The following is a 26,372-nucleotide window of genomic DNA, read 5'->3' on the forward strand; positions in this document are numbered from 1 at the left end:
GGAAATATGGCTTGATTCGATAGGCGATGCAGATTGATCAACCGTGAACGCGAGGTGCGGCGGGATTGTGTTCTGGGTTATTTCCGGCGGTCGCGGGTGGTGCAGGTTGGAGTTAAGAAGGGTTGTCCACAGATAAGCCAGATGAACACAGATGGACGGAGCATTTGGCGCCGTCGGTGCTTTATCGGCCACCGCGCGAAGCGCATCAACGTTTGGTTCTGGTCCCGCTACCGAAGCGGGTTTGGTCGTTTCTTTTTCGCGTCTTCGCGTGAAATATCGCGGAGGTTCGGAAGCCCCTTTAGCGATGGACGATAAGGCACAAGCGGTTTCACGCGAAGACGCAAAAGGAGGGCGGTTGGGGCCGGTGGGTTGGCTTGGCCATCCGGCTCAACGGAGAGTTTGCCATGCCTCGGGCAAGGCCTGACGGGTATTTCGAATATCCGAGACGACAACATAATTCGTCATGATGCGATAGAACACATAATGAGAGCGATAAATGTAACACCGTCGCTCCGGCGCCCAGACACGTCCCATTTCCGGATTATCGGCCAGAAGGTCAAAGCTGCGAAACAGCCCTCCGACATAATCACGCGTTTGGTCTGCAGCCAAGTTGGTGTCGGTGTAGCGAATTATGTCGTCAATATCGTCTGATGCCTGGCGGCTTATTTCCCAACGTATGAATTACAGACGGCGGACACGGGCCAAACGTTCGGCCATAGTCTCTTGGGGGGCAATTCCGCTTTGAAACCCTGCTTCCTCGTCGCGCGCAATCACTTCGAATTGCTGCGCCGGGGAAAGACTTTGCCAGAGGGCCATATCCTCGGCGTCTGGAAACGTCCGCGACGTGAAACTCGGATTTTCAAGAAGGGTTTTTGTGTCGGCAATGGGGTCAGTATTGCAGGATTTAGCCGGAAAAATCTAAACCTCTTTTGCAGCACGTGCTTTCATCGGGCTGCGGAACTGCTCTCCTGTTCCCAATTCCCGAACTCTCCGACGACAGTTCCGACGCCACGACTGTACCTTTAACGTCTTCGACCCCTTTCTGCTATGAGCACAAACGGATGCGACACGATTGAGCCTGAAATCGGCCAGTGGGTGTTGGTTTTTTGGCTCTTCCAGTCTGGACTCTTTATCAAGTTCCGAACAAAGCTATGCCGCTTGTCCAAACTGTAAGACCCTTGAGGCTGCGTGATGAAGACGACGTTGCTCACTAAATATGACCAGGCTTGCCCGATGAACTACCCCGGTTTCGTTTTTCGCGAGCTGCTTAAGTCAGGCTATTCAGCAAAAGCTTTGTTAAACGGCACAGGTCTAACAGAGGAGCGCTTCAACGATCCTAATTCTCGGGTAGAGTTTTTTACACTTCGCTTATTTATACTAAATGCGATCAAAGAAACGGGCGATTTGCATTTGGGATCGCGGTTGGCGCTACGCTTTGAGCCGAATTATATTGGGCCGCCGGCCTATGCCGCAATGAATGCTGAAACTCTTATCGATGGACTCGAAACCTTAGGACGCTTTCTTCATCTGACGTTCCCCGCATTTGATTTCATGTTTAACAGTTGGAGTGATTCCCCCGAGGGTCGTGATGCTGAGATTTGCCTGAGCCCCAAGCTCCCACTGGAGGACGTGGCTTATTTTGTTACAAGTAGCGCCCTGATCGTTATCAATAATCTTCTCAAAGACATGGTACGGTTGCCAGTCGTTGTGACGCATTGCGAGGCGGCGATTGCCGAACCTCCCGGCTGGGCTGATATTGCGACTGAAGTCTCGCGCATTCCGGTTCGCTTTGGGGCCTCCGTTAATCGGATAAAGTTTCCTTCGCCGCTTCTTTATCACCAGCTACCTGGTGCAGATCCGATCAATCACCAGCGCCTTGTGGCCCTTTGTGAGCGCTTTTCGGCAGACGCAGGGTATGTCACTTCGCCTATCAGTCAGATTTTTTCTTTTTTGGAAAACGAGAGAAACCTTGGCTTGCCCCTTTCGGATGCCGCCACAGCGCTTGGGTATTCTGAACGGGGCTTGCGTCGACAGTTGGAGCGTTATGGGACGACCTACAGACAATTGATAGAGCAGCGCCTCGAGGGACGCGCCCGAGACCGGCTAGCCAACAGCACGATGCCGATCAACGCCATCGCTTACGATCTTGGATTCGATACGCCATCGAATTTCGCCCGTAGCTTCAAGCGGTGGACCGGCGAGTCGCCCAAGTCCTTTCGAGATCGTATGGCTCGCGCGGCGCAACACGGTCACGAGTGAATAGTCTTTGGCCGGATAAGAGCTTTTGAATTGTCGGGCTGATGCCTAACTTGCCCGCACTGATTTAGACTAACCGCTGCATTGCGCAAGCGCGCATGTGTCGACGGGTTACGTTGAGGTTAGGGCTAAGGTCGGGGAGCGCATCTATGAAAAATAATCGCAGCGTGCTGTTGCTATGCTCGGCGCTGGCGTTGTCTTTAACGCAAACGGGGTGTGACAAACTGAGTCTTGCTCAAGGGGTTGCACAGTATAAGCGGACGTTGGACGCCTATGCACAAGGCGACACAACCCGAACAGACATAATGGCCACGCGTCATGCCGAGGGGCGAGGCGCAACGCTCATCTCGGCCTTTTTTGGACTGGATAATGGCTTACCGAAGCGAAATACGGACCGGGTAGCTTGCGTTGGTGCAGGCGGGGCTGACGGTATGCCCATCATCTTCTCTCATGAAGTTGACCATACGACCCTTGAGCCAGGTGATGTACGGGTAACGACTCGTTCCGGCCGCATCAAGCCTGTCACTTGTCTGACCCTGGCGCCAGCGGATGACCCTGGCGAACTGCGTACGGCCCTGTTGGCTGGAGACTTGGGCAGCGCGGATGATGAACCCGTCTCAGTTGAGATCATCGGAAATGTATTATCCCTGGACGGCACTATAAACTTCAAAGGCACCAAAGTCGAAGTCACGCCGCTGAATGCCGGCCCGACACTTGTTTTTGCTGAAATTGTGCCTGAGGCGCAGTGGGCGTTAGGCACGAAGGCGACGCGCCTTCCCTGGGGTGGGGGCAGCCGATGCCCGGTCGGAACGAAGCAGGTGGTTCGCGTGACCTGGGGCGGCGGTATCAGAAAAATTGACGGCAAGGACGCCGATGAGAGCGTGCGGAGCCGTTATAAGGTTTCAATACTCAATCAAGAAGGTCAGTTGATTGACAAGGTGCCCTTCGCCCTTGCTGATCTCAATGATGGCGATAATAATCATTTGCTCTGCATGAGTAGCGTTGAACGCGCCCAGGCCGTTCATTTTCCTGCTGGATACCTGATTGACCCAAGAGATGATGTGAACCCCGAAACGTCGATTTCCATTACTCAGTAAAATTTTTGAGGAAATGAAGATGCGCAGTCAGGTTGATGTTTTCTGGTCATTTCGTAGTCCCTATTCCTATCTTGTTACGCCCGATCTTATTCGCTTGCGTGAAAACTTCGATATTGACGTGACTTTACGACCGGTATTGCCGATCGCGTTGCGTGCCAAGGAAGTCTTGTTCACAGAAGGCCCTCACAAAGTCCGCTACATTGTTATGGACGCGGCTCGCCGGGCAGAATTTCTCGGTATGAAGATAGCAATGCCCTCACCGGACCCGATTGTGCAGGATCTGTCGACCTTAAAGATCTCAGAGAAGCAGCCCTATATTTATCGTTTGACGGGACTGGGCATCGAGGCGGAGCGTCGCGGAAAAGGTCTCGAGTTCGCGTTCCAAGTTTCGCATCTGATCTGGGGCGGTGAAGCCGGTTGGGACCAGGGGGCTAAACTCGCGGATGCGGTAGCCCTGGCAGGGCTCGATCTGGTCGAAATGGAGTCAATGCTCGATCCGGACGAGGTGACTAGGATCATTGACGCGAACCACACCGCGCTGGATGCAGCGGGCGGTTGGGGAGTTCCGACAATGGTTTTCGAGGGAGAGCCCTTTTTCGGCCAGGACCGCATTGAGACTCTCCGATGGCGTTTAGAGCGATCAGGTGTTGCGAGACGCCCAGCAATGCCAATCACGTAACGCGTCACTGTGGTCTCGTCGATCCGTAAGCTCCACACAGAAATCTAGGACAATGTCATGAAATATATCGTAAAAGTGGCCTTACCTGTTCTTTTGGCAATGGCGTGTGCTTCTACGCCTGCGCTCGCAAAAGACAAGAAACCAAACGTCTTGGTCGTTCTGTTTGATGATGTGGGTTTCTCCGGCATTGGCGCCTACGGCAGTGATGCCAGAACGCCCCGGATTGACTCGATCGCGCAGCGCGGCGCTCTATTGTCTCGCTATTACACGTCACCTTTTTGCGGCCCGACACGGGCTATGCTGATGACCGGAAAGGACAATCACGAAGTTGGTATGGGAACGCTCGTTGAAACGACGACGGAGCGTATGCGTGGGGCACCCGGATACTCTATGCGTTGGCATGCCAATCAGCAGACCATCGCGACCATGTTGTCTCGGGGGGGCTACCAAACCTATGTGACGGGTAAGTGGGGTATCGGAGAGGTCGGCGCGAACCTGCCGCACAAGTTTGGCTTCCAACGTTCATACGTCATGGATGCAACGGGAGGGGGCAATTACGATGCCAAGCCTTATCTTCCGGGTTCCCATTCGGTCGAATGGTTTGAGGACGGCAAGCCCGTCAACTTGCCGGAGGACTTCTACTCCTCGCGCACGCTTGTTGACAAAATGATTGAGTATGTGGGCGCTGGGGACCCTGATAGGCCCTTTTTCGCCTATCTCTCTCTGCAGGCGGCCCATATGCCGATCCAGGTCCCGACCGAATATGTTGACCGCTACGAGGGCGTGTTCGACAGGGGGTGGGACGTCATGCGCCAGGAGCAGTTAACGCGCGCGATTGCCCTTGGATTAGTCCCGCCTGAAACCAAACTCGCGCCTGTGCCCGAGACGCATCGCCCCTGGGATGACCTTTCGCCCAACGAGAAAGCCTATGCGGCGCGCTCGATGCAAGTGAACGCTGGCATGATGGAGGCCGCTGATTATCACATAGGGCGGCTCCTGGACTACTTGAAAAAAAACGGACAATTGGAAAACACCATTGTTGTGGTTCTGTCAGATAACGGGGCTGAGTCTGGACAGACATCTATGGAGGGACCAGCAAACCTCGCCCTAGATGCCGTCAAAATGATCGAAAGGTTTGATACGTCCTACGAAAACCTCGGACAACGCCGCAGCGTCACGGCCGTTGGTCCAGAATGGGCTTCAGTCCTGTCTGCGCCTTTTGACCTTTATAAGTTCTACGGTAGCGAAGGCGCTTTAAGGGTTCCTTTTGTCATCGCGGGTCCGGGCATTGCCGATGTGGGCGTCAAACATGCCCCCGTGCATGTGGCTGATTTGGTTCCTACCATCCTGGATGCGGCGGATTTGCCTTATGAGCCTGACCAATTCTATGGCAAAAGCGTGCTTCCTATGCTGTCGGGAAACTCTGATACGACATACAAAGACGATGAGAGCTTTGCGTTTGAGGTCAGCGGCAATGCAGCTCTGTATCGCGGCAAGTGGAAAATTACCCGCAATACGCCACCGAATGGCGACAGCACATGGCGCCTTTATGACATATCTTTGGATCCAGGCGAAACAACGGATCTGTCAAATGACAATCCAGACCTGTTCAAAGACATGCTCGCTGAATATGAAACCTATGCTCAGCGTGTTGGAGTATTAGAGATTAGTGAAGATGAAAGCGCCTTTAAACTCCTAGAGAAAAATTTGATTAAAAAGTCTGTTTCTAAGTATTGGCCATATATGATGGGTTTTATATTTGCAATTGGCGGGCTAATTTTCTTTATATTCAGTTTAATAATTGCATTTCATAAAAGAAATTTATTTTCAAGAAGAGATGTAGACTCCTTAAGTTAGATTTTTGCGAAGATGGATGACTATGATGACGAGGAGAGACATGCTTTTAATAACAGTTTTTGGTGCGGCTGCGGCTGCGACCTCGGTTTATTTTTTATTACCACGTCTTTTACAGGCCCTTGGGCTACATCGACATTATGATATTCCTCCGTTTGACCTCAAGGGAAGTCGGGCATTAATCATTTGTACAAACCACAACCGCCTTGATCCGACAAACAGACCCACAGGTGCTTTCGGATCAGAATTCACCGTTCCCTACTACGCCTTTATCAATGCGGGTATGGATGTAGACATGGCCTCTCCCAGGGGCGGCCAAATCCCAATCCAGCCTGAATCTTGGGTATGGCCTCTGATTTGTGACGATGATCGACGCTTCAAGGCTGATAACGATGCCATGCAAAAGTTCAACAATTCCAAAAATATAGCTGAAATGAACCCCGACGACTATGACGTCATCTTTATGGCAGGGGGGTGGGGGGCGGCCTATGACCTGATGCAAAGTGATGACCTGGCCGATTTTGTCACTCGGGCCAACGCTCAAGGCAAAATACTCGGCTCGGTGTGCCATGGAGCCCTTGGTCTTTGCAGTGCAAAGGGCACTGATGGTGAACTTCTGGTCAAGGGGCGGCGAGTTACGGGCGTGACTAATAATCAGATTAATACGTTCGGCATCGCCATTACACCGAAGCACCCGGAAGAGGAGCTGCGAAAAGCAGGTGCAGTATTTGAGTGCAAGCATGGCTGGCTCGATCCATTCATGACGCATACCTCTGTAGATGGAAATTTAATCACAGGCCAAAATCAAAATAGTGGCTATGAAACAGCTCACCGGATACTCGAAAAGATTAGAAATGATAAAAAAATGACGTAGCGGTCATCAAGGCTCGATGGTCAGACATGTACATACGATTCAATATGCGTCCGAATTGGCAAGTCATAGACTCTGCGGCTGTCGGCATAATCTATGGCTCTATCATTGTATTGAGCCTGCTGATGGCTATTGGCGACAGGGCGCAGATTACACTACGGCCGGCTGTCGTTCTGTTTGGCACAATGCTTGCGGTGACGCTGGCGCGCGCCTTTTCTGAAGTTTTAGCGAATGCCATCCGCACGGGCGATCGGATTCTAACTTTCAGCGCAATGAAAATGGCCTGGGCACAATCTCTCCCCTCTCTTATCGTTGCAACGCCTCCCACACTTCTGATTTTGGTTTTCGGACTTGGCCTGTACAAATACAGCTATGCTGTATTCAGCGCACAAGTGTACTGTATTGCTATTCTCATTATTATTGGGGCACGGGCGGGGTGGGCCATCAGGCCAAGATCATGGATGCCCCTTGCTGGCGCAACTTTTGTGGGAAGCATTGGTGCTGCATTGGCTTTACTTAAGTATACAATCCATTGAGGCACCTGGTATGAAAATGGGATTTTTGAATCTTCTTAGCCGGACGCCCTACGCTCTTATGGTTGTGGTTTTTATTGCCGGGACCATTACAACATTGTTTGGGATCATGCTTTGGGGAGGGGCGCAGAGAAGCTTGGATGCTAAATCCTGTCAACTTCGACAAAGTGCTTTGGGTCAATTCATCAACATTCCAGGCGGCGGCTTCATCATGGGGGCGGAGCCGCTCTATGCCGAAGAAGGGCCTCCGCGTCGGATATTTGTCTCACCTTTTCGCCTTCAAGCGCACGAAGTAACCAATAGCCAATTCGCAGAATTCGTCAAAGCCACTGGTTACGTCACAGAAGCCGAACGCAATGGTGGGTCAGCCCTTTTTCAAACGACCTCTAAACCGCAAAACCTGATGTCGTGGTGGCGGATAGACTCCAAGACGAACTGGAAATCGCCCGAGGGCGCCGGCTCCACACTGGACGGCCGTTCACTCCACCCCGTCGTTCACGTCAGTCTAAATGATGCACGCGAATATGCCAAATGGGCTGGTGGACGTCTTCCAACCGAGGTCGAGTGGGAATATGCTGCCAGTATCGGTTTGTTTGATCCTGGCGATCCGAAATCGGGGCTGGTGGACCGGTATGGGAGGGCACGCGCAAACATATGGACGGGTCTCTTTCCGTTGGAGGACACCGGCGAGGACGGATTTGCCGGAATTGCGCCCGTCGGCTGCTTTGAGCCTGCACTGACCGGTGCCTATGACCTGATCGGCAATGTTTGGGAGTGGACCGAGAGCCCGTTTGCCAGCGGCGTGCCGCGTTTCACCATCAAAGGTGGCTCCTTTCTTTGTAGTGATAACTATTGTCGCCGATACCGAGTGGCCGCACGTGATAGCGTCGAACCGAATTTCAGCACCTCACATGTCGGATTTCGTATAGTCTTGGAAGGTCCGAAATGACAATAAAGCGACAAAGAGCCAAGCGCACTTCATGTTAAAACTTGAGCAAGACGAATAAGCTTGGCGTTGGTCAGAAGTGAATGATCTTTGGCCTGAGTTGAGCTGTCCGTTGGGTTTGGTCCTCTGGTACTAATTTGACTGCGAAGCCGCAGCAATGGGTTGAGCCTTGCGTGATGTGAGGTAAAGCGGCCGGGAGCATAGAAAATGTCACTAAATTGGGTGCCGACATTAGCCGCTATCGCCTTGATCATGCCGGGAGCAGCTGCCGCGCAAAGCCAATGGGATTACACAGCCACGTTGTACGGATGGTTTCCGGGGGTGTCATCGGAGATTGTGACGCCCGTCGGGGTTGTTGAAGGCGAGGCGGAGTTTGAAGAGATACTCGAGACTCTGGATATCGCTTTTCTTGGCGCATTCGAAGCCCGCAAGGATCGCCTGTCGCTTATTGGTGACGTACAATATTTCGATATCGGTGTTGAAACGGAGCCACCTGTAGGATTGCCGTACAGTGAAGCCGAGATAGACTCAAAGCTGGCCCTGGCCAGTGCCTATGCCACCTATGCTGTGGTTGACACTGAAGATTTGCGGCTCGATGTCGGGGGTGGATTGCGTTACCTCGATCTGTCGATTGATACGCACCTCGCGGGACAAGGCAGCACGCCAGATGCCACTTTCAATAACGAAGGGGGATGGGCCGATGTTCTCGTCGCGGCGAGGATAACAAAAGCCTTCAACGACAACTGGTACGGCGTTGCCTATGCCGATGTCGGAGGTTTCGGGCTCGGAGACTCGTCCGATTTGACATGGCAGGTCGCCGGAAGCCTCGGCTATCGTTTTGATGACCGATGGTCAATGATTGGTGGCTACCGTCACATGTCAATTGAAAGAGTCTTTGGCAACGCAGATGTAAAATCTGAAGTGTCGGGCCCATTCCTGGGTTTGCAGGCGAAGTTCTAGAACTCGCTCCATGAAGTGTGACGCTTTGCGCAGGCGTCTAGGGCAACGCTACCAGAAGCCTTTAAAAGCAAAGAGTTAGAGCGTCTATCTGGTGCGAGCCTATCGAATAGCGCGCCCGTGTCGCCTGGCTAGAGCGCAATCCGATAAAGTGTGACGCACCCGCACGGGCGCTCCCGTTTTCGGATAAATTGCGCGACAAAACAAAAACTTAGAGCGAGATGGTGATTCTACCTAAAGCCATCTCGCTCTAGCGAGGGATCAAGATGGACAGGATCATAAAACTCACTGGCGCTATCTTTGCCTCAGGCTTTGTGTTGGTGGGCCTGGCATGGTTAATCGCGCCACAACTTGCTGCGCAAAGTTTTCGCATGGACTTGATGATGGGAACCGGGCTCAGCACGCAAATTGCCGACCTTGCCTCATTCTTTTTAACCTTGGGCGCAACCGCGCTGATCGGGTTGATATCTGGGGCGAGGCCCTGGGTTTTGGCGGCGATCCTCTTGCTGGTATTTGCCATGGTCGGTCGCGTTACGGCCTATCTCGCACATAACGCCGATCTCCCTGTTGATATGGTTCTGGTCGAAGCCACTGCAACAAGTGTCTTCGCGCTAAACCACTGGCGTATGAGCCGCTCGAATACGAATTCAGCTGGCTCTAGTACCAAATTTTAGATTACCTCGATTAGAAAAAGGCTGTAATTCAAATGAAATTGCTTCCGTTACTGCTTATCGCTTCACTAGCAGGCTGTGCGACGGCCAGCCATGACGAGCGGGCATTGCTGCTGGCCCAAAACATAGACTGTGCCAAAGCCGATGAACAGATCACCGCGCTCAAAGCTGCCATGCCGTCTCGCGGCGAACGGGCAAAGTCGGTCCTGCAAACGGCAACGCCTATCGGAGCTGTCGTAGGGGCGGCTAAGGGGGCTTACAAAGACAATGCGCAAATCTTGTCGGGTCGAACGCAATCTGAGCTTGAGGCCCGAATAACGGATATTGAAATCCAGTGTCAGACGAAAGACGCTATTCAGACCTCCCAAAACGCTGAAGGGCTGCCATCATGATCGCTATGCCATCACGGTTACAACGCGCACTACCGGCAATCGTGATTACGGGCGCACTTCTCCTAGGGGGCTGTGCTGCACGCACGCCATCATTGTTAATGCCTATTGGAACGGCCCCCGAAGGTGCAAAGACGGTCGATATTCTGGCGATTTCGACACGGCAGCCTTCTGATTTGCCGGGCCAAATCTACACAGGTGAGCGCAGCCCCGGAATATCTGGCAGAATTATTCAGGTTTCAGTTCCACCTGCACACCAGCCCGGCAGGTTGGAATGGCCCTCTGACAGCAAGTCGGATCCGCAAAAGGAATTCGCGGCCGTAAGCGTCAAGCCGGCTACACCAGAAGAAGCGTGGGCGTGGTTTGGTCGTCAAGAGACAGATGGACGCTTGTTGATCTTTGTTCACGGCTACAACACCCAGTTTGCTGATGCAGTATTCCGTCTGGCCCAAATTTCCGAAGACCTGCCCGTTGTCGCGGCTCCAGTGCTGTTCTCCTGGCCATCCGGCGGAGAGCTAATGGGATATCTTTATGACCGGGAAAGCGCGACCTACTCCCGTGATGCATTGGAAATGGTTCTTACTGAGGCGATCGAGAGTGACAAGGTTTCTCAAATAACCATTTTGGCCCACTCCATGGGCAGTTATGTGACAATGGAGACGCTGCGCCAGATGAGTATCCGACATGGTCGCGTCTCGGCAAAGGTATCGGACGTGATTCTCGCCGCACCGGATCTGGATCTGGATGTTTTCGAGCAGCAATTTACCAGCCTTGGACAGGAAAGACCGTATTTTACGTTTATCGTATCGGCAGATGATCGCGCTCTGAGGCTGTCAAAAATGCTTGCCCGCGGTGAGCAGCGGCTTGGGGCCCTAGATCCCTCTCAGGAGCCCTACAAATCAAGGATCCAGGCAACTCCGGGCATCCGTGTTATTGACCTCTCAAAGGTCTCCGGCGGCGGCGGAGCGCGTCATTCAAAGTTCGCAGAAAGTGAAGAAATGCTTCAGTTTGCGAACCAGACCCTGAAAGATGATGCCGTCGCGAAATCTGAACGAACATCTGTCGGAGAATTGGCTGGGGCCGTTATTGTGACGCTCGGCATGGGGGTCGCCAAGCTCTCTGAGAAGGAATAGTTGTCGGCGCGAGGGGACAAAGCTTGAGTCACATTAATTGATGGGACTTGTCGTTAGCTGAAGTGCTCCCCATACGCTGCCCCTGAAACTCGATATCGTTACATTGGGCTTGCCGTCATCCCTATCTCCTTGCGCGATGTCGCAGTATCTGACTATCTTCCCGCAAAATCCCGGGAGAAACACATGGCAAGTCGTGGCTCCAGTACAAGCGTAATCGCAGCCATCTGGACCGGTGGCCCCGGCAACGATAGCTATGTCGGTGGGGGCAGCGGCGATACGATCGAAGGCCGCGAGGGCGATGACCTGCTCGACGGGGGCGGCGGGCAGGATTCCATCGCAGGCGAAGGCGGCAACGACCAGATCTATGGCGAGACCGGCAGCGACACGTTAAATGGCGGCGAAGGCGACGACATGGTGTGGGGCGGGACAGGCCACGACGTGCTGAATGGTGGCTTCGGTGACGACAGCCTGACCGGCGGGACAGGCAATGATACCTATGTCGTCAATGCTGTCGGTGATGTGATCGACGAACAGAGCGGCCAGGGTACGGATGTCGTCCAGGCTTCCATCACCTTTTCGCTGGCGGGCACTCATCTCGAACACCTGGTTCTGATCGGCATCGCCAACATCAACGGGACCGGCAGCGCCTCGGCCAACAGCCTGACTGGCAATAACAGTTCCAATCTTCTTGACGGCGGTGACGGCAGCGACACCATGATGGGCGCCGCCGGTTGGGATACCTATATCGTCAATTCCGCGTCCGACATTGTCATCGAGGTAGTTGGTCAGGGCGATGACCTGGTCCGGGCAGGTGTGAGCTACACGCTCAGCGACCATGTCGAACGGATGACCCTGACCGGAACGGGCGATATCAATGCCACCGGCAATAGCTCGCACAACCAGTTGATCGGCAACAGCGGCAATAATGTGCTGGATGGAGCCACCGGCGGCGACTACATGACCGGCGGACTGGGCAACGACACCTACTACATCGATGAAACCGGTGACAGGATCTTCGAACTGGCCGGTGAGGGGACGGACCTGGCCTATGCGTCGGTCAGCTATGTGCTGGTCGGGACGGTGGTCGAGAACCTGATCCTGACGGGGACGGCGGACCTGAATGCGACCGGCAATGGCGTCGGCAACAGGCTGACCGGCAATTCCGGAAATAATGTGCTGGACGGGCTGGTGGGTAACGACACGTTGACCGGTGGGCTGGGGGATGACACCTATTATGTTCAGAGCTCTGGCGACAAGGTGGTCGAGGCGAGTGGAGAGGGCTATGACGTGGTGTATGCGTCGGCGACCTACACCCTGACCGGGCGCCATGCCGAGGAGCTGTGGCTGACGGGTTCGGCGGACATCGACGCGTCGGGCAATGGGGTGAGCAATGTCCTGGTCGGCAATGGCGGCGCCAATGTGTTGAACGGTCTGGGCGGGAATGACACCCTGACCGGCGGGCTGGGCGCAGACTCTTTTCTGTTCGGGGTGGCAAGCCGGGCGGATACGGTGACCGACTTCAGCGCGGTTGAAGGGGATATGATCGACGTCAACGCCTATACCAATGGTGTGGCCAACGAAGGTTTGGTGACTCAGGTGGGGCTGAATGTGGTCATCGACTTCGGCAGCGGGAATGTCGTGACAGTGCTAAATGCGGCCCAGGTGGATGTGCTCAGTCATATCGTGTGGTAGGTCAGCGATTGTAGTCCGGCCTGGGGAGTTTGACCGGGACCGGATTGCGAGAAATCCATTCGACGGCTAGTTCGCACAGCCGCTGAGGCCCCTCCTGTTGGCCGTTCAGACGGGCCACGATATCACGCACTTCGCTGAGCATAGTTTCGGGAAGGGAAGCGCCGGACGCAACGTGCCGCGCGTAGCTCTGGGCCATCTTACGGTAGTTCGCATCCCAATTGACGCCGCCGTTGCGGTCCAGTTCGTCGACGATGCGGCTACCGATGCGCAGGACTTCACCCTGGACCGTAGCGGCTGGACCTTTGGAAGGGATCAGCATTTCCCAAAGTTCCTCATGCCGGTCCTGCCAGCGTGCGGCCTTCGCGATAATGGGAGATGTGCCGTCGTGCAGCCGGCGGCGCGGCACTGATGGAACGTCGTGTAGCCGATATAGCGTTTCGAGGGCGTTACTGGTCGTCTCAAGGAGCTCCGGATTAAAACTGCTACGGTGGAATTCGAAGTTTCCGCCGATACGTGTGACGCAGGTCTTGATCTCGGGCGTAACCCGGGCACCGTGAACCAACAGGATACCGGCCAGTTCCGCCATGGCTTCAATCTGAGTGTTCTGGCACCACCGTAGCGCCCGCTCCAGCGGTGTCACGTTCTCACGGTCCAGGGCGTCAACGCGCGCACCGTATTTCAGCAAGGTTCGGGCGCTTTCGGGTCTGTATCTGGTGGCTGCGACATGAAGCGGGGTGCCGTGTAAGCCGGTGGCATGGTGGACATCGGCACCCAGTTCCAGAAGGATTTCGACATGGCCTTGCCAGCTTCCGGCGCGGGCATGCAGCGGCGTATCGCCGTAGGTGTCGGTCGCCATCAGGTCGGCCCCCTTTGCGACCAGCCAGCGGGTCAACTCGTCTGGACAGTCGCCATAGGCCTGGGCTGTGTGTTTGGTATAGCCGCCGCGAGCGTCGAGCTCATGTGTGTCGAACACGGCCTTGAGGGCTTCGATATCGCTGGCCTTCAGCAGGTCTTCGAAGGTCTTGGGCAATTGTTTCTTTTTGGGCTTAGCCATGTTCTTCTTCCCGGAAAACATCGCGCGACAAAAGCAGGCGTCACGCGGATAGCGAGACGCCTGCTTTTGTCAGCACGGGAGAACGTTCTTGTTAAAGACCGTAATACTTGAAGTTTCTGAAGACCACCTCGCCACTACCCAAGGCGACCAACGCCGGCCTTAAACTCAGAAAGTCGCCCGCCACATTTAAATGATACCCGGAGACATCAAACCCCATAAAAAATTTCGTCCAGGTTTGACCGTCCGGACTGTAGTGTATGCGTACAGTATGGTGGTCGTTTTCAAGTCTCATAAAAAAACGACGGCCGAGTTTTGGCTGCGGCGGCACCCATTTTAGGTACGTCTCGATTTTCCATTGGGTTCCACCCCGGTACATTGAATGAAACCCTTCGCCAATGCCCATACCGCAGAAGAGCGATTTGTTATACCATAGAAGCAAAGCTGCCTCTGCCCCGGCGTCGCGCTCAATCTCGATTTCGCATCCGTAGGCAAGATCTCCCGTAATCAGGGTCAAGGGTGCGGTTTGATTTGGCGTTTCCCCTTTCGACTTAAGCACCACCCCGCCGTTACCTAATCGAACCCGTTCCTTAAACTCGTTTCGGTCCCCACCTTGAAGACTCCATTGCGTGCCCCATCGGGCCGCTGAAAAGTCATCGCTTAACTGGGTAAGTGGCGCCGAATTCGCTTTGGTGGCAAAAGGAATGGGTGTGGAGAGGTCCGGATGCGCGGATTCAAACCAACCGTCATCACGCCATCGGACGGGCTCCAGCAACATCTGGCGTCCGAGGGTCCGATAACCGTTTTCATAACCATGATAGACAAGGTACCATTGCCCCTCGGGCCCTTCAAACAGAGTCGCGTGGCCTCTGTTCCACCATTTCTCGGCAGCCGATTGGGTTTTAACGACGGGGTTATTAGGGGCATGCTCCCACGGACCGTGAACCGAACGGGATCTCGAAACGGCAACCATATGTCCCGTCGGCGGTCCAGCGGTTCCGCCGACGGCCACAATCATGTAGAAAAATTCACCGTGCCGCACGAGTTTGGGGCCTTCCGGGAAGAACCCTTCCACATCCCAAGTGTCCGGATAGGTCCAAGCGTCATAAACGTGCTCTATCGGACCATCGGTTGACAAACCATCGTCGGAGAGTTTTACACGATCCCCCTCATTCGTAAAAAGATACCGCCTGGAGTCTTCCCCGACCACATGACAAGGATCTATTCGGGGGATTTGTAAATCAATGGGATCAGACCAGGGGCCCGTAATCTTTTCAGCATGGGTAACGAAAATCTTTCCGCCGGCGGGGAAGTAGATAAAGTACTTTCCGTCATGTTTACAGAGATCTGAAGCCCAAACACTGCCAATATATTCACGCAGAACGCTGGTGACCGGCGACCAGTTCACCAGATCCGAAGACGCCCAGATAACGAGACCGGGGTGCGCGTCAAAGGATGAAAAGGTCGCATAGTAGGTGTCGCCGTCTCTGAGAAGCGTGGGATCAGGTCGATCGCCGGCTAAAATCGGATTGAGGAAGGTCCCTTTACCCGTATCAGCCAGCCGGTTGCCTTCTGGCCCGCGACGCCAGTTGTCGGCAAATTGTCCGGGGTTTGGTTCCGTCGCCCTCGGGGGGCGGCCAGGGCTAGAAGGTGACTTAGCCTGCTCGGATTTAGGCGTTTGTTCAGCCACTGCAGGCCGCGCCAGGAGACTCGCCATGAGGCCCATCCCACCCAGCGCCATACGTCGGTTAAAGGTCATGTCCGGGATCCTATCGTTTTGACAATACTGAAGCATGCGCTTTAACGAGCGCTTTTGTGGAAGTATCGGAGCTAAAGACGCTGTACCAACCCTGTGGCTCATGGGGGGGATCGCCGACAAAGTTGACGTCATTTTTTTTCATCTTATAGTCCGAATGAATTGCTCTCCCGGTGCCGCCCCAAGCCCAGAGATTAGACCCCTGTACTGGACCGCCCAGCCGCTGCGAGTCTTCTACGGCCTTAAAGATCAACGCGTAGAAGCGATCTCGCCATATCGTGGGCGTGCCTGGGTCGTATGCCTCGTCATCTCGCGGATAACCAAACTCTTCAAAAACCAACGGCTGATTTGCAAGCTTAGCCATGGCGACATGTTGATCTATATAGTCACTTACGGCTGCCTCACCTTTTTGGTAAGTGCCCTTTAGGTCTTTTCCGTTTACCCATCCCCAGTTCTGGGGCCAGATATGTGCGGTCATGTAGTCAACATAACGGTGGGCATCCAGCACACACTGGCGGTCCTCACCACAGCCTTTCAGGCCTTCATGGCCTAATGATACCAGGTGGTTTTTATCAATCGAGCGGATGAGTTGTACGGTGGTCTCAATCCACTCATAGTAGGGTTGCAGGTTTGCCAAGACATCGTTTCGACTGCCGCCGGCACGAGGTTCGTTGGACAGTTGCCAAGACATAAGCGTGGGATCATCCTTGTAGGCAATCCCGGTTATTGAGTTAACCCTCGAAACAAGGCTTCTCACGTAGCTATAGTAGAGTTCAGTGGCCGCCGGGGTTCGGTAAAACTCCCCGACCCGGTTGGCGACCGCCGGCCAGATGTGGTCGGGCGCAGCCGGATCTACAACCGGCCGACCATCTGCCCAGTGTAGGTAGTGTTGCATACCCCCGGACCATTCCCAAAAATTAGTGAGGTAGAGGACCGCTTTCATGTCTCTTTTGGCCATCTCGGAGAGTAGAAAATCCAGTCCCGAGAGAAGGTCACTATTGCTGGCCAGTTTCCCTTTTTCGCTGAAGGTTGGCGAAACCGAGCTAATCAAGGGACCAGATTCTGACGAGGCCAGTACTCTGAGGTTTGTTATGCCGACCGCGCGCATATCGTCGAGCTCACGCAACAAACGCGCCCTGTCGCCCGTGGCCCCTGGCGAGCCGAGATAGGCACCGTACCAGATGTTAGCGCCGACAAAGCGATAGCTTGATCCGTTAAGCGAAAATCTCTGCCCATCGACGGACACGAATCGGCTCGGTGAACTTAGGCCGACGGCGTCTTTGGAACTTCGTGTAATCGACGAGGTATCGCAGCCCGCGAGCACGGATGCACCGGTAAAACACAGAATATGTCGGCGATTAAAGTCAGCCATAGGTAACCCTTTCATGTTTTTGCAGCTTGGATTTAGAGTCTCGACCGCTTGAACACACTCGCTTCACCTTCCAGTTTGATGCAAAATTTAGTTTTTCCTCACTACAACGCAATTGTATTGAGTGAATTGGCGGGCACGATGACTTCGGCGATATTCCCAGAAATGCCGACTTTTAGAGGCAAGGCTTCGGTGTCGTCATTGCGCAAAACAAGGACCTGTTGCCCGTCCGGGTTTACGAATGCGAGCGCATTGTCATGACCTGTCCAGCTTTGAGCATTAACTCGCCGCGCGCCGGGCCTTACGAAATGAGATACATGCTTCAAAGTGTAATAATCTGGTGTGTATGAGACGGTCCGAGCATCTGGATCTACAACAACCAGGCTGTTTTGCTTCCAGCCCCAGGTCGAAGGGCGGTCTTTGAGAAGAGCCATGTTCCAGTACTGATAAACGCTCACGCCTGCTCTCATGTAGTCGCGCATGAGGTCCCAAGTGTAGCGGGCATATCGCCAATCATTGCGTCCATCTCCACATTCTTGTTCAGTTTGATAGATTTTGAGGTCGGGGTGGTCCCGTTTCAGGAACGGTGCCGCCCCGCGCCCGGCCCATTGCAGGCCTACACCCTTTATTGCTCGTCTCGCATTGGGATCCGCATACACTTGTTCAAAAAGTTGAGTATCTGGACGCTCCATCGTGCCAAGAAAGATGTCAACGCCTAAAGGCGACATGGCTTCGTGCAAGTGGGAGATGAAGCGCGCCAGCCCCTTTGGTGTCCAGACGCACGAAGGGAATGATTGGTTCGAGTTAAACTCGTTCTGCGGCATGACCATGTCAATTTTGATGCCGTGTGAGCTATAGGCTTCAAGGAAGCGCTTAAAATACAGGGCGTAGGCCCGAAAATAAGTGTCGTCCTGGATAAAGCCGTCCGACCCTTCGGGCACAATTTGAGCAGCGGTTAAGCCGTTCGGGGGTTGTCCTGGCGACGAAGTATTCTGAGCGTAATGCCCGTTGGTTTTCATCCAGGATGGTGGAGACCAGGGCGACGCCCAAAGCGTCAGATCAGGTTGAAGTCGCTGGGCGGCTTTAATGAAGGGAATGAGCGATGATTCATCGCGCTGGATCGAAAAGTGTCGCATAGCGAAATCACCGGACACCTCATTGCAAGAATACCAATCCCGCGCGAAGTCATTGGCGCCGATGGGCATGCGGCACCGAGTGAACCCAAGTCCGTGTTCGGTAGACGAGGGCGGTGAAAACAAGTCGCCAAGAACGGAAACCTGAGTCTTTGGCGGGAGGGACATTAATGCATCGAAACCGAGCTCATTGAAGCAAGCGCCAAACCCATCAATGATCTGAGCCGGCTGGTCGGTTGCCACACGTACATCCGGACTGCCTTGCGTCAGCACGTTCACCGAGGCGCTCAGGTCTTGCCATACAGCTTCGCGCCTGGTCGATATGAAGGTGGGTGTTCTTGAGCCGGCGGCCTGAGTAGTCCCGGACACGGCGGCGGTTGCCAAACTGCTCGCTACGAATGTTCTGCGGTTGAATTTCATTTTTGTTTACCTCCATAAACAGGCAAAGGCAGTCAAAAGAACAGATTCGGTTTGGCACCTAATGATTCAAGTGGACTGTGCCTGTTCCAGATTTTGTCATTTTTACAGGTTGGATTGAGCCGTCATCATCGAATTTCATTCGTTCAATTGCCAATTCACGGTGATTGCCGTTGGTTTCGCCCAAGGGTCGGCGGTGATAGGCAATGTACCAGTCGTCGGTGCCTGGTATGTTTAAGACGGAATGGTGACCCGCGCCCCGCGCAATTTGATCGTCTTGAGCCAGGATTACGCCACCCGGTTCGAAAGGACCGGTCGGGTTGTTTGCTGTCGCGTAGCCAACCCTATAGTCAGGGCCGGTCCAATCGCCCTCTGACCACATAAGGTAGTATATGCCCTTGCGCTTGATCATGAACGGACCTTCAACGTAGTCTGGGCTTGGTGTGATTTCTTTGAAAACGCTGCCGTCGTCATGTGGTTGAACGCTAAGAAGATCATCGCTCAGCCGAACAATATTACAATGTTTCCAGCCACCATAAATGAGATAGACCTTACCATCGTCATCTTTGAAAACCATCTGGTCGATCGGCTGAGCCCCGTTGTGAAAACGGTCGATCAAAGGCTTGCCGATTGCATCACGAAACGGGCCCTGAGGCTGATCACTCAATGCGACACCGATACCGCCGACCTGCTCATTGTCTTTGATGTCGTTAGCGCCAAAAAACAGATAGTACTTTCCATTATGCTCAATGGCGGACGGTGCCCAAAGCGAATAGGCGGCCCACGCGACATCTTTTACATCCAGCACAAACGGGTGCATTTTCCAATGAACCATGTCTTCAGACGAAAAAGCGTGGAAAAAGGTATGCTTCAAAAAGGGCGGCCATACCCGATCTGTTCTGGCCCTTTGTTCCGTCTGCCACTGGCTAAAAGTATCTGAACGATAGGGTTCGCCATAGTCATCCGAGTAGGTCGGATAGATCCAGAACCTGTTCTCGTACAAACGTAGCTCCGGATCGGCATACCATCCGGGCACAATCGGATTTTCAGCCTGCGCGGGAGCGGTCCAAAGAAGGGCGGCGAAAAGCGTGCACAAGCCGGCTAATGTAACAGGGGGCGTCATCTGACTGAGACCTTATAGGCGCGCGATCCGTCCTTGAGTTCGATGCGCAGCAGTCGGTTTGCAAAGTCCGCCTTCACAGGCTTTTCATCGACGAGCACCAGGGAGGGGGCCTGTTCACAATAGATTAGCAAAACACCATGATCGCGGGCTATCAGATCCAGGTGTTCGGGGCTTGAGACGGTATCGCGGACCGAGGCCAGGCCATTTAGTTTTTCCTTGAGCCCCAATACGGCCCGGCCATGCCTGATGGGGGCGGCGCGCAAAATCTCATGTCCAAAGCGTGGCAGAGTAACCTCAAAGCTGGCTTCATCGTCAGCCATGCACAAGGTCTCTTCAAACTGCGCCCAGACGGCGTAACGGCCGGGTGGGAGCCGTGCGATATCCGTCAGATAAGCCTTGCCGCTGACCCTGGGCGCATCCGCCAGGTTCATTAGCGTGAGGAGGCCACCCTCGCCACAGAGGGACCAGGCTTTGAACAGCCTGGCCGCCTGAACCTGAAAGAGACAGTCGCGGGTAGGTAAGAGCGGTGTATCCGCCCTCAAGGTTATACCTTCGTGATCCACCAGGGAATGCAGCAGTTCGACATCATGTTGCCCAGCCTTATCCGTCACGTAGATGGGCGCGCAGTTTGCGGCTCTGGTAACCGCGTGAAGTCTTGCATTCGGATTGCTGGTCTCGAACATGTCGAAATCAGGAAACGACACCTGACCAAAATAGAGGGCGTTGTATATGGCCTGAAGCACATGGGCCGCGGCATTGCCTTCCTGCAGATTGTAGGTTTCACCGATCTTGTAAGGGAAATAATCCTCAACAGAGCGCGCAACCGGCGTGCGACCGAAATTCAGGAACGCATCATTGGTCATATCCATGCAGTTGATGATGGCGTTATCAAAGTGCTTAGCCACGGCCCGGTTAATGGCAGAGTGGTAGGCTACGGCCAGATCCCATACCGGATAGTTGTCCCTGGCCATGCGCTCGGCCACCAGCTGATTGTCCACCTTGACGATGGAAATTCCGGCCTCTTTCAGTTTTGTGTAGTATGTATCGAAGTACCCATTCAGTACGGCTGCCTCAGGCTTGAGCGAATGATAGGTTACCAGCCTGCCTGTTGTATCAATGGGCGAGGGTTTTTGGGTCCAGGAAAACAGTTTCCCCTTATAGAGGTGTCCGATTTCGGATTCCGGATCCATACCGTTCCAGTAGATGTTAAAGGCGTGCCAGACCCCGACGTGCTTCAGGCCGCGGGCCTTCAGGGCATCAACAACGGGCTTCAGTCCATTTGGAAACTTTTTCCTGTTGGGAACAAGGGACTGCAGCCTGCCGTCGTCTGCTTCGAAATAGCCGTCATCGAGGACGAGCGAGCGGATAGGGGCCTTGGCGGCCAGAAGTCGGTCCACCTGGTCGAGCACCCATTGCTCGCTCATATCCCGGCCATTCCCGGATGCATTCCAAGTGTTCCATCCGAGGTAGGTGAGGGCATGGGGTAGAGATTTGTGTCTTCGCAGGTTTTCAGGTGTACCCAGCGCCACCATGGCGTCTTCAAAAACCGATTCCAGGACAGAATAGAGATCCTCACCGAAGCCAATCGCCACCTGTGGAAGGGTCTCTTTAACGCGCGCGGGTGCAAGGGCCTTGGAAACCGTCGTCATGGCGCCCGCTCTGGCGCCCAGGGTCGTCCGAAAGCCGCCACCACCCAGAGGCAGGGCAACCGCATAGGTCCCATCTTCATACTGCCAATAGGCACACTGGACGTCGTCGGCCTCCAGATCATCGAAGCGCATCATCTTGACGGGTTTCGTCCAGGCTTTCCAAGGCGCGTAGCGCCAGAAAACGACACCCTCCTGAAAGCCAGGCGCCTCTTCAAACCGAATACCCAGGCTGGCGTCGGATGGAAGTGTGTCACGCGATTGGACAACCAGCGACAACAGCGTAGTGCCTCTGGCCATGACAGAGGCGCGGATCGCAGGTTTGACGCCTCGAACTGACGACCAGGCCGAGAGGCCTGCAATGCGGTTCAGTCCCCCATGGTTTAGAGAGGCGCCAGTCTTTTCCAGGCTCTCCGCAGCTTTTGCGTTCACTGCAGTACTGAAAGCGGCAGCGGTTACAGGGAGGGTCTTGATGAGTTGGCGGCGATGCATGGAAAGCCTCATCCGAGTTTGATTGATTTTGCACCCGCAGTTGAAGCCACGGCCATGTGTATGGAGGGGGTTTCGCCCTTGTACAGGATGAGCTTGAGGCGGCGCTCCTGCGGCATTCCGTCGAAGTTGCCGTCGATACGCCCGATGGTGAGGGATTGGCGGGCTTCGTGCCACTTTAGCCTTAGCAGGCTGTATTCGCCGCGTTCGTAACCAAAGCCATCACCCTGGTCGTCGTAGAGATCGAAACCAGCGTCCAGACCGGGGTATATATGCACTTCGGTTTCTGACACTGTGTCAGCGGCGTGCTTGATGCCCGGGGTCTGGGGGAGTAAGGAGCCTGCCGGGACAAATAAGGGAAGGTCATCGAGAGCGGGCTTCAGAGGGATGACCTGTCCCCCTTTCAGTGGCTTAGTGGTGCCAATGGGGTACCAGTCCCGACCCTTCGGAAGATACACCTCAAAAGCCTTGGCCGGCGGTGCTTTCATATCCTCGGCGTGGGAGGGCGTTATCCATTCAACCCACAGGCTCACGGCGTCAGGCTTGGGTTGGCTCTGGGTAAGTTCAAAACTATACACCTGACCTTTGACGAGGTCCGCCTCGAAGAAATAGACGTCGTCGCCTTCATGGCCCGTAAAGGAAACGGCTCCATTTGCCCTATTGAGCGCGTCGCTGTCGGAGCCTTTGCTGGAAACTTTGAGGACCTCATCAAAAGAAAAACGCAGAAGCCCTTGAGTGAATATGCGCCATTTGTGGCGGCCCGTCTCCTGAGCTATGATCTTGCCTCGCCAGATCGCGCTGTAGGGCTTGCCCTTCAGGGCTGCCGGCAAATCACCAAACCAACTCATCTTCAGGTCATCGGTCAGGCGCTCTTCTACCTTGCGCTCGAAATTTTCACCTTCATAGAAGATGACCTCGGCCGCTGGCCCCGCATGACCCTTGACGGCGTAGTTGGGCAAGAATTCGTAGGGATCTTCCTGGTCATGCAGCAGCGGTGTCGTGACCGGGCACACCAGTATGTTCTGGCCGAACATGTATTGGTGCGGGTAGGCATTGATCTTCTGGTCATGGCCAAAATCCAGGACCAGCGGTCGCACCAGGGGTGCGTGCTCAAGCGTGACCTTGGCGGCCAGACTGTAGATATAGGGTAACAACGCATAGCGCCGTTCAAGCGCCCCTTTGAGGGCCAGATAGCAGGGATCGTCCGGTCCACCTATCGCCCACAGCTCACGGCGTATCTGCGTGCCGTGTGCGCGGAAAATTGGCAAAAAAGCGCCATACTGGAACCATCGGACATAGAGCTCACGGTAGCTGGGACTGGCCAGACCTTTCGGGAAGCGATGGGTTACGAGAAACGCCCCGATGTCGTTGGTCCAGTAGGGTATGCCACTTAGGCTCATCTGTTGCGCAGCAACAATTTGATTGCGCAAGGTTTGCCAACTCGCGAAGATATCACCCGACCAGGTGATCGCGTTGAAGGCCTGCTGGCCGGCATATGCTGACCTCGTAAGGATAAAAGGCCGACGGTCCGGGCGATGCTCGCGCATCTTGTTGTAAAGGAGTTGCGCCTGAAGATAGCTAAAGGTCAGGCTGTGCTCACTTATTGGCCCCGCGTGGCTCAAGCCGGCACTGACATAGGCCTGGGTCGTAACGTAGCGGCTTCCCGTCGATAGGAATTCAGGCTCTGTCCCATCTGTCCAAAGGCCATCCAATCCGACGGAAAGCAGACCATCACGGATATGCTCCCAGTAAATGCTCCTCGCCTCAGGGGATGTCATGTCAACGACACGTCCCCCACTCCAGTGAGGCACGTTCAGAAGGAGCGCCTTCTGATCGAGCGCCTTATACACTTTCGACTCCGTCCCGACCGCAGGCCAAACCGTTGCGATGATGTGTGCATTCTGGCTATGAACATGCCGACACATACCCGCCGGGTCAGGAAATCGCTGCTTGTCCCATACCATACCGCTGAAGTGCGAAGCGTCGCCCCAGTAACCCCAATCCTGAACCATGACATCAACAGGAAGGTTGCGAGTCCGGTAACCGTCCAGGACGTCGGTGAGCTCCTTCTGGGTATTGTAGCGCTCCTGGGATTGCCAGAAGCCATACGCGTACTTGGGTAACAGAGGCGCTTTGCCGGTCAGACGTCTGTAACTGGCGATGACCTCTTCAAGTGTATCCCCCAAGAACACATGATAGCGGGTGACCGGCGATGGATTTGTGAATTCAACTGACTTGCCCCTGGACGTAAAATGGCTGTCCGTGCCCGTATCCCAAAGCAAACCCAGGCCGTCAGTACTAACGAGCATCGGGTTGATGGCATCCATATTCCCCTGCGCGAGATAGACGCTTTTGTTGCGGTAATTTATGTGCGGATCGCGAAACTGGCCCAGGCCATACAAATCGGCTTCTTTCGCAAGGTGGAACGTCGTCAGGTCCTGTCCGCCCAGGTCCTCTAATCTCGACACACCGGATTTGGCAAAGCGTAGGCGACCGACTGCGCTGTCGACCGAGACACTGATCTTGCCAAGGCGCAAAACCCCATTCTTGAAGGTGGCCTGACTGTCACTCGGCGTGGAGGGCAAGAAAAAACCGAGCGGCGGCTTACGATCATGAGGATATTTGATGACACTGACGGTGTCCGCGCCAGAAAGGCAGACATCGATTGTGTAGCCACCCTGACGCATGCGGACGCCGGCTGGAAGGGACTCGAAATCTCTGAAGGGCGCGCTTCCCTCCGCGGCCAATCCAGTTGATGTGGACAATCCCAGGGCGCCCACAGAAAAACTCACCAGTCCCTGGCGTCGGGTGATTACCATGTTCTCCTCCATCGAGTCTCCCATGCTTTGGCAGGGAGGATTTGTGTTGGAATCGCGAGGCATCAAAACCTGCTTCACGGAAGCGGGATGAGCTCAAAATAGTCGATTTTCAGTCCCGACTCGTTGCGCGAGGCGAGTGTGATAAGGTTTGCCGCGGCCTTCAGGTCGACGACGCCCAAATCGGCATCAGCGAAACCTTCGTTCCCCTTCAGAACGATCTCCCGATAGGCCTCGTAGCCACCGTTGATGTTGGTTTCATTAACCATTACAAATACATGCGTATCTTTGGGTGCCGAATATCTGACATTCAGCTTCATGGACTGTGGCTTGGCGAGATAGGCGCTGACCCCCACGAGACTTTCGAAACTGGCAAAGTTGGTGACATAACCGCGCCCCGAATACCCGGAAGTGTCAGCCCCTGCTGTAGCGCCTTTGAGAAAACCACCGGCTGCACGGCCGTTCTCGGCCTCCAGCCTAAGTATCGTTCGACCTGTGCCGTTTGCCGCTATTCCTGAACGGGTGGGAGACGCCAGGCTGAAACGACCATCCGGGCTGAGGTTTAGAAAGTCAGCCATCAGGCTGCGGTTTGTACCGTTCCCGCCCGAGACCCAGGCACTGTGGTAGAAGAAAACCCACTTGTCGCGCCACTTTACAATAGACCCGTGATTTGTGCCGGCCTGCCCATCAAAGCCTTCCATAAACTTGCCTTTTGGCTCGAAAGGTCCAAGCGGTGATTGGGCTGTCGCGTAGTACATGTGCTGCGGCCACTTTTTGGCGGGCAGACCAGGATAGGACAGGAAGTAGACCCCGTTGATCTTGTTCATCCACGGCCCCTCAAAAGCGTCTTCGAGTTGGCCACTCAGTTCAATCTTGGTCTCGGGCTTTATTGACCTTAGGTCGGTATTTAGCTCTGCCCCAAAAATCCGGTGTCCATAGCCCCAGTAGAGATACTTGCGTCCGTCATCATCGATAAACAGGGCGGGGTCCTGACCATTCTCAACGCCTTCGATAACACCTGTATCTTCAAAAGGTCCTTCAGGACGATCGCTCACCGCAAGTCCCGTCGAGAACAGCCCATCCTTAAGGTTTTTCATGCAGTAGACGAGGTAGTATTTGCCTTCGTGAAACACGGCATCAATTGCCCATGCATGGCTGACGGCCCAGTTGACGCGATCGACAGACAGGACCTCGCCATGATCGATCCAGTTGCTTCCGTCTCTTGTTGAGAAGACGTGATAACTGGCCATCGACGCATGATGGTTGGTGCCAGGTGTATCAACAGACGTGTAGAGATAGAGGGTATCTGGATCCTCTGGCCAAACATGTGCAGACGGATCGGCAGCATAGATGTGTGGCGCGATCGGATTACCGTTGGCCGTTGGCGTTTGGGCATGACCGTGAAGCGCCAGTGCCGCCCACATTGACCCGGCAAGTGCGATCGCCAACGCGTTGTGCTTTCGTTTCATGATGGATGTCGTCCCGACAGGTTGG

General features: G+C 54.5%; 21 protein-coding genes. 12 read left to right on the top strand and 9 right to left on the bottom strand.

Annotated features, from left to right (window positions below; translation table 11 throughout):
- Positions 1 to 387: 387 nt before the first annotated feature.
- On the bottom strand, positions 388 to 678 hold the full coding sequence (locus tag ABAC402_RS41245) for a type II toxin-antitoxin system RelE/ParE family toxin (RefSeq protein WP_082179923.1): 291 nt from the start codon (positions 676 to 678) through the stop codon (positions 388 to 390).
- 513 nt (positions 679 to 1,191) lie between these two features.
- Here ABAC402_RS41245 and ABAC402_RS31115 point away from each other — a divergent pair.
- The 12 genes from ABAC402_RS31115 (at position 1,192) to ABAC402_RS39265 (ending at position 13,078) form a co-directional block, all read left to right on the top strand.
- Positions 1,192 to 2,259, top strand: coding sequence for an AraC family transcriptional regulator (locus ABAC402_RS31115; protein WP_023449694.1), 1,068 nt, complete (start codon positions 1,192 to 1,194; stop codon positions 2,257 to 2,259).
- Positions 2,260 to 2,405: 146 nt separating this feature from the next.
- A complete protein-coding gene (locus tag ABAC402_RS39260) occupies positions 2,406 to 3,353 on the top strand; it encodes a hypothetical protein (protein ID WP_023449695.1) in 948 nt (315 codons plus the stop codon).
- Positions 3,354 to 3,372: 19 nt separating this feature from the next.
- Entirely contained in the window at positions 3,373 to 4,032 is a 660-nt protein-coding gene (locus ABAC402_RS31120; protein WP_031235615.1) for a 2-hydroxychromene-2-carboxylate isomerase, read from the top strand.
- 57 nt (positions 4,033 to 4,089) lie between these two features.
- Positions 4,090 to 5,889, top strand: a complete 1,800-nt coding sequence (locus ABAC402_RS31125) for an arylsulfatase (RefSeq protein ID WP_082179925.1) — start codon at positions 4,090 to 4,092, stop codon at positions 5,887 to 5,889.
- A gap of 40 nt (positions 5,890 to 5,929) precedes the next feature.
- Entirely contained in the window at positions 5,930 to 6,760 is an 831-nt protein-coding gene (locus tag ABAC402_RS31130) for a type 1 glutamine amidotransferase domain-containing protein (protein ID WP_052025317.1), read from the top strand.
- Between the two features lie 122 nt (positions 6,761 to 6,882).
- On the top strand, positions 6,883 to 7,293 hold the full coding sequence (locus tag ABAC402_RS40870) for a hypothetical protein (protein WP_155847381.1): 411 nt from the start codon (positions 6,883 to 6,885) through the stop codon (positions 7,291 to 7,293).
- A gap of 10 nt (positions 7,294 to 7,303) precedes the next feature.
- Positions 7,304 to 8,239, top strand: coding sequence for a formylglycine-generating enzyme family protein (locus tag ABAC402_RS31140; protein WP_023449700.1), 936 nt, complete (start codon positions 7,304 to 7,306; stop codon positions 8,237 to 8,239).
- Between the two features lie 204 nt (positions 8,240 to 8,443).
- The gene (locus ABAC402_RS31145) at positions 8,444 to 9,196 is read left to right on the top strand and encodes a hypothetical protein (RefSeq protein ID WP_023449701.1); all 753 of its coding nucleotides are present in this window, start codon (positions 8,444 to 8,446) and stop codon (positions 9,194 to 9,196) included.
- A 263-nt stretch (positions 9,197 to 9,459) separates the two neighbouring features.
- Positions 9,460 to 9,867, top strand: a complete 408-nt coding sequence (locus ABAC402_RS0120210) for a hypothetical protein (RefSeq protein WP_023449702.1) — start codon at positions 9,460 to 9,462, stop codon at positions 9,865 to 9,867.
- Between the two features lie 32 nt (positions 9,868 to 9,899).
- Complete coding sequence (locus tag ABAC402_RS31150) at positions 9,900 to 10,256, top strand: hypothetical protein (protein ID WP_023449703.1); 357 nt, start codon at positions 9,900 to 9,902, stop codon at positions 10,254 to 10,256.
- A complete protein-coding gene (locus ABAC402_RS0120215) occupies positions 10,253 to 11,386 on the top strand; it encodes an alpha/beta hydrolase (protein WP_082179926.1) in 1,134 nt (377 codons plus the stop codon). Before ABAC402_RS31150 ends, ABAC402_RS0120215 begins: the two co-directional genes overlap by 4 nt.
- A gap of 183 nt (positions 11,387 to 11,569) precedes the next feature.
- Positions 11,570 to 13,078 (top strand): calcium-binding protein, encoded by a 1,509-nt coding sequence (locus tag ABAC402_RS39265; RefSeq protein WP_023449705.1) that lies wholly within the window; start codon positions 11,570 to 11,572, stop codon positions 13,076 to 13,078.
- Between the two features lies 1 nt (position 13,079).
- Here ABAC402_RS39265 and ABAC402_RS31155 read toward each other — a convergent pair whose 3' ends face one another.
- The 8 genes from ABAC402_RS31155 to ABAC402_RS39270 all read right to left on the bottom strand — a co-directional run bounded on the left by ABAC402_RS31155 (position 13,080) and on the right by ABAC402_RS39270 (position 26,347).
- On the bottom strand, positions 13,080 to 14,132 hold the full coding sequence (locus ABAC402_RS31155) for an ankyrin repeat domain-containing protein (protein WP_023449706.1): 1,053 nt from the start codon (positions 14,130 to 14,132) through the stop codon (positions 13,080 to 13,082).
- Between the two features lie 91 nt (positions 14,133 to 14,223).
- Positions 14,224 to 15,888, bottom strand: a complete 1,665-nt coding sequence (locus ABAC402_RS31160; RefSeq protein ID WP_082179928.1) for a family 43 glycosylhydrolase — start codon at positions 15,886 to 15,888, stop codon at positions 14,224 to 14,226.
- 10 nt (positions 15,889 to 15,898) lie between these two features.
- Positions 15,899 to 17,257 (bottom strand): cellulase family glycosylhydrolase, encoded by a 1,359-nt coding sequence (locus ABAC402_RS31165; protein ID WP_023449708.1) that lies wholly within the window; start codon positions 17,255 to 17,257, stop codon positions 15,899 to 15,901.
- Positions 17,258 to 17,358: 101 nt separating this feature from the next.
- Positions 17,359 to 18,807, bottom strand: coding sequence for a glycoside hydrolase family 30 beta sandwich domain-containing protein (locus ABAC402_RS31170; protein ID WP_023449709.1), 1,449 nt, complete (start codon positions 18,805 to 18,807; stop codon positions 17,359 to 17,361).
- A 58-nt stretch (positions 18,808 to 18,865) separates the two neighbouring features.
- Positions 18,866 to 19,927 carry a glycoside hydrolase family 43 protein gene (locus ABAC402_RS31175; protein ID WP_023449710.1) on the bottom strand — a complete coding sequence of 354 codons (1,062 nt, stop codon included), beginning with the start codon at positions 19,925 to 19,927 and terminating at the stop codon, positions 18,866 to 18,868.
- Positions 19,924 to 22,065, bottom strand: coding sequence for a Sip1-related alpha-galactosidase (locus tag ABAC402_RS31180; RefSeq protein WP_162148520.1), 2,142 nt, complete (start codon positions 22,063 to 22,065; stop codon positions 19,924 to 19,926). Before ABAC402_RS31180 ends, ABAC402_RS31175 begins: the two co-directional genes overlap by 4 nt.
- Positions 22,066 to 22,073: 8 nt before the next feature.
- Positions 22,074 to 24,893 (bottom strand): TIM-barrel domain-containing protein, encoded by a 2,820-nt coding sequence (locus tag ABAC402_RS31185; protein ID WP_162148521.1) that lies wholly within the window; start codon positions 24,891 to 24,893, stop codon positions 22,074 to 22,076.
- A 62-nt stretch (positions 24,894 to 24,955) separates the two neighbouring features.
- A complete protein-coding gene (locus tag ABAC402_RS39270) occupies positions 24,956 to 26,347 on the bottom strand; it encodes a family 43 glycosylhydrolase (protein ID WP_082179931.1) in 1,392 nt (463 codons plus the stop codon).
- Positions 26,348 to 26,372 lie beyond the last annotated feature (25 nt).

It is taken from the genome of Asticcacaulis sp. AC402 (assembly GCF_000495835.1).
GTDB lineage: Bacteria > Pseudomonadota > Alphaproteobacteria > Caulobacterales > Caulobacteraceae > Asticcacaulis.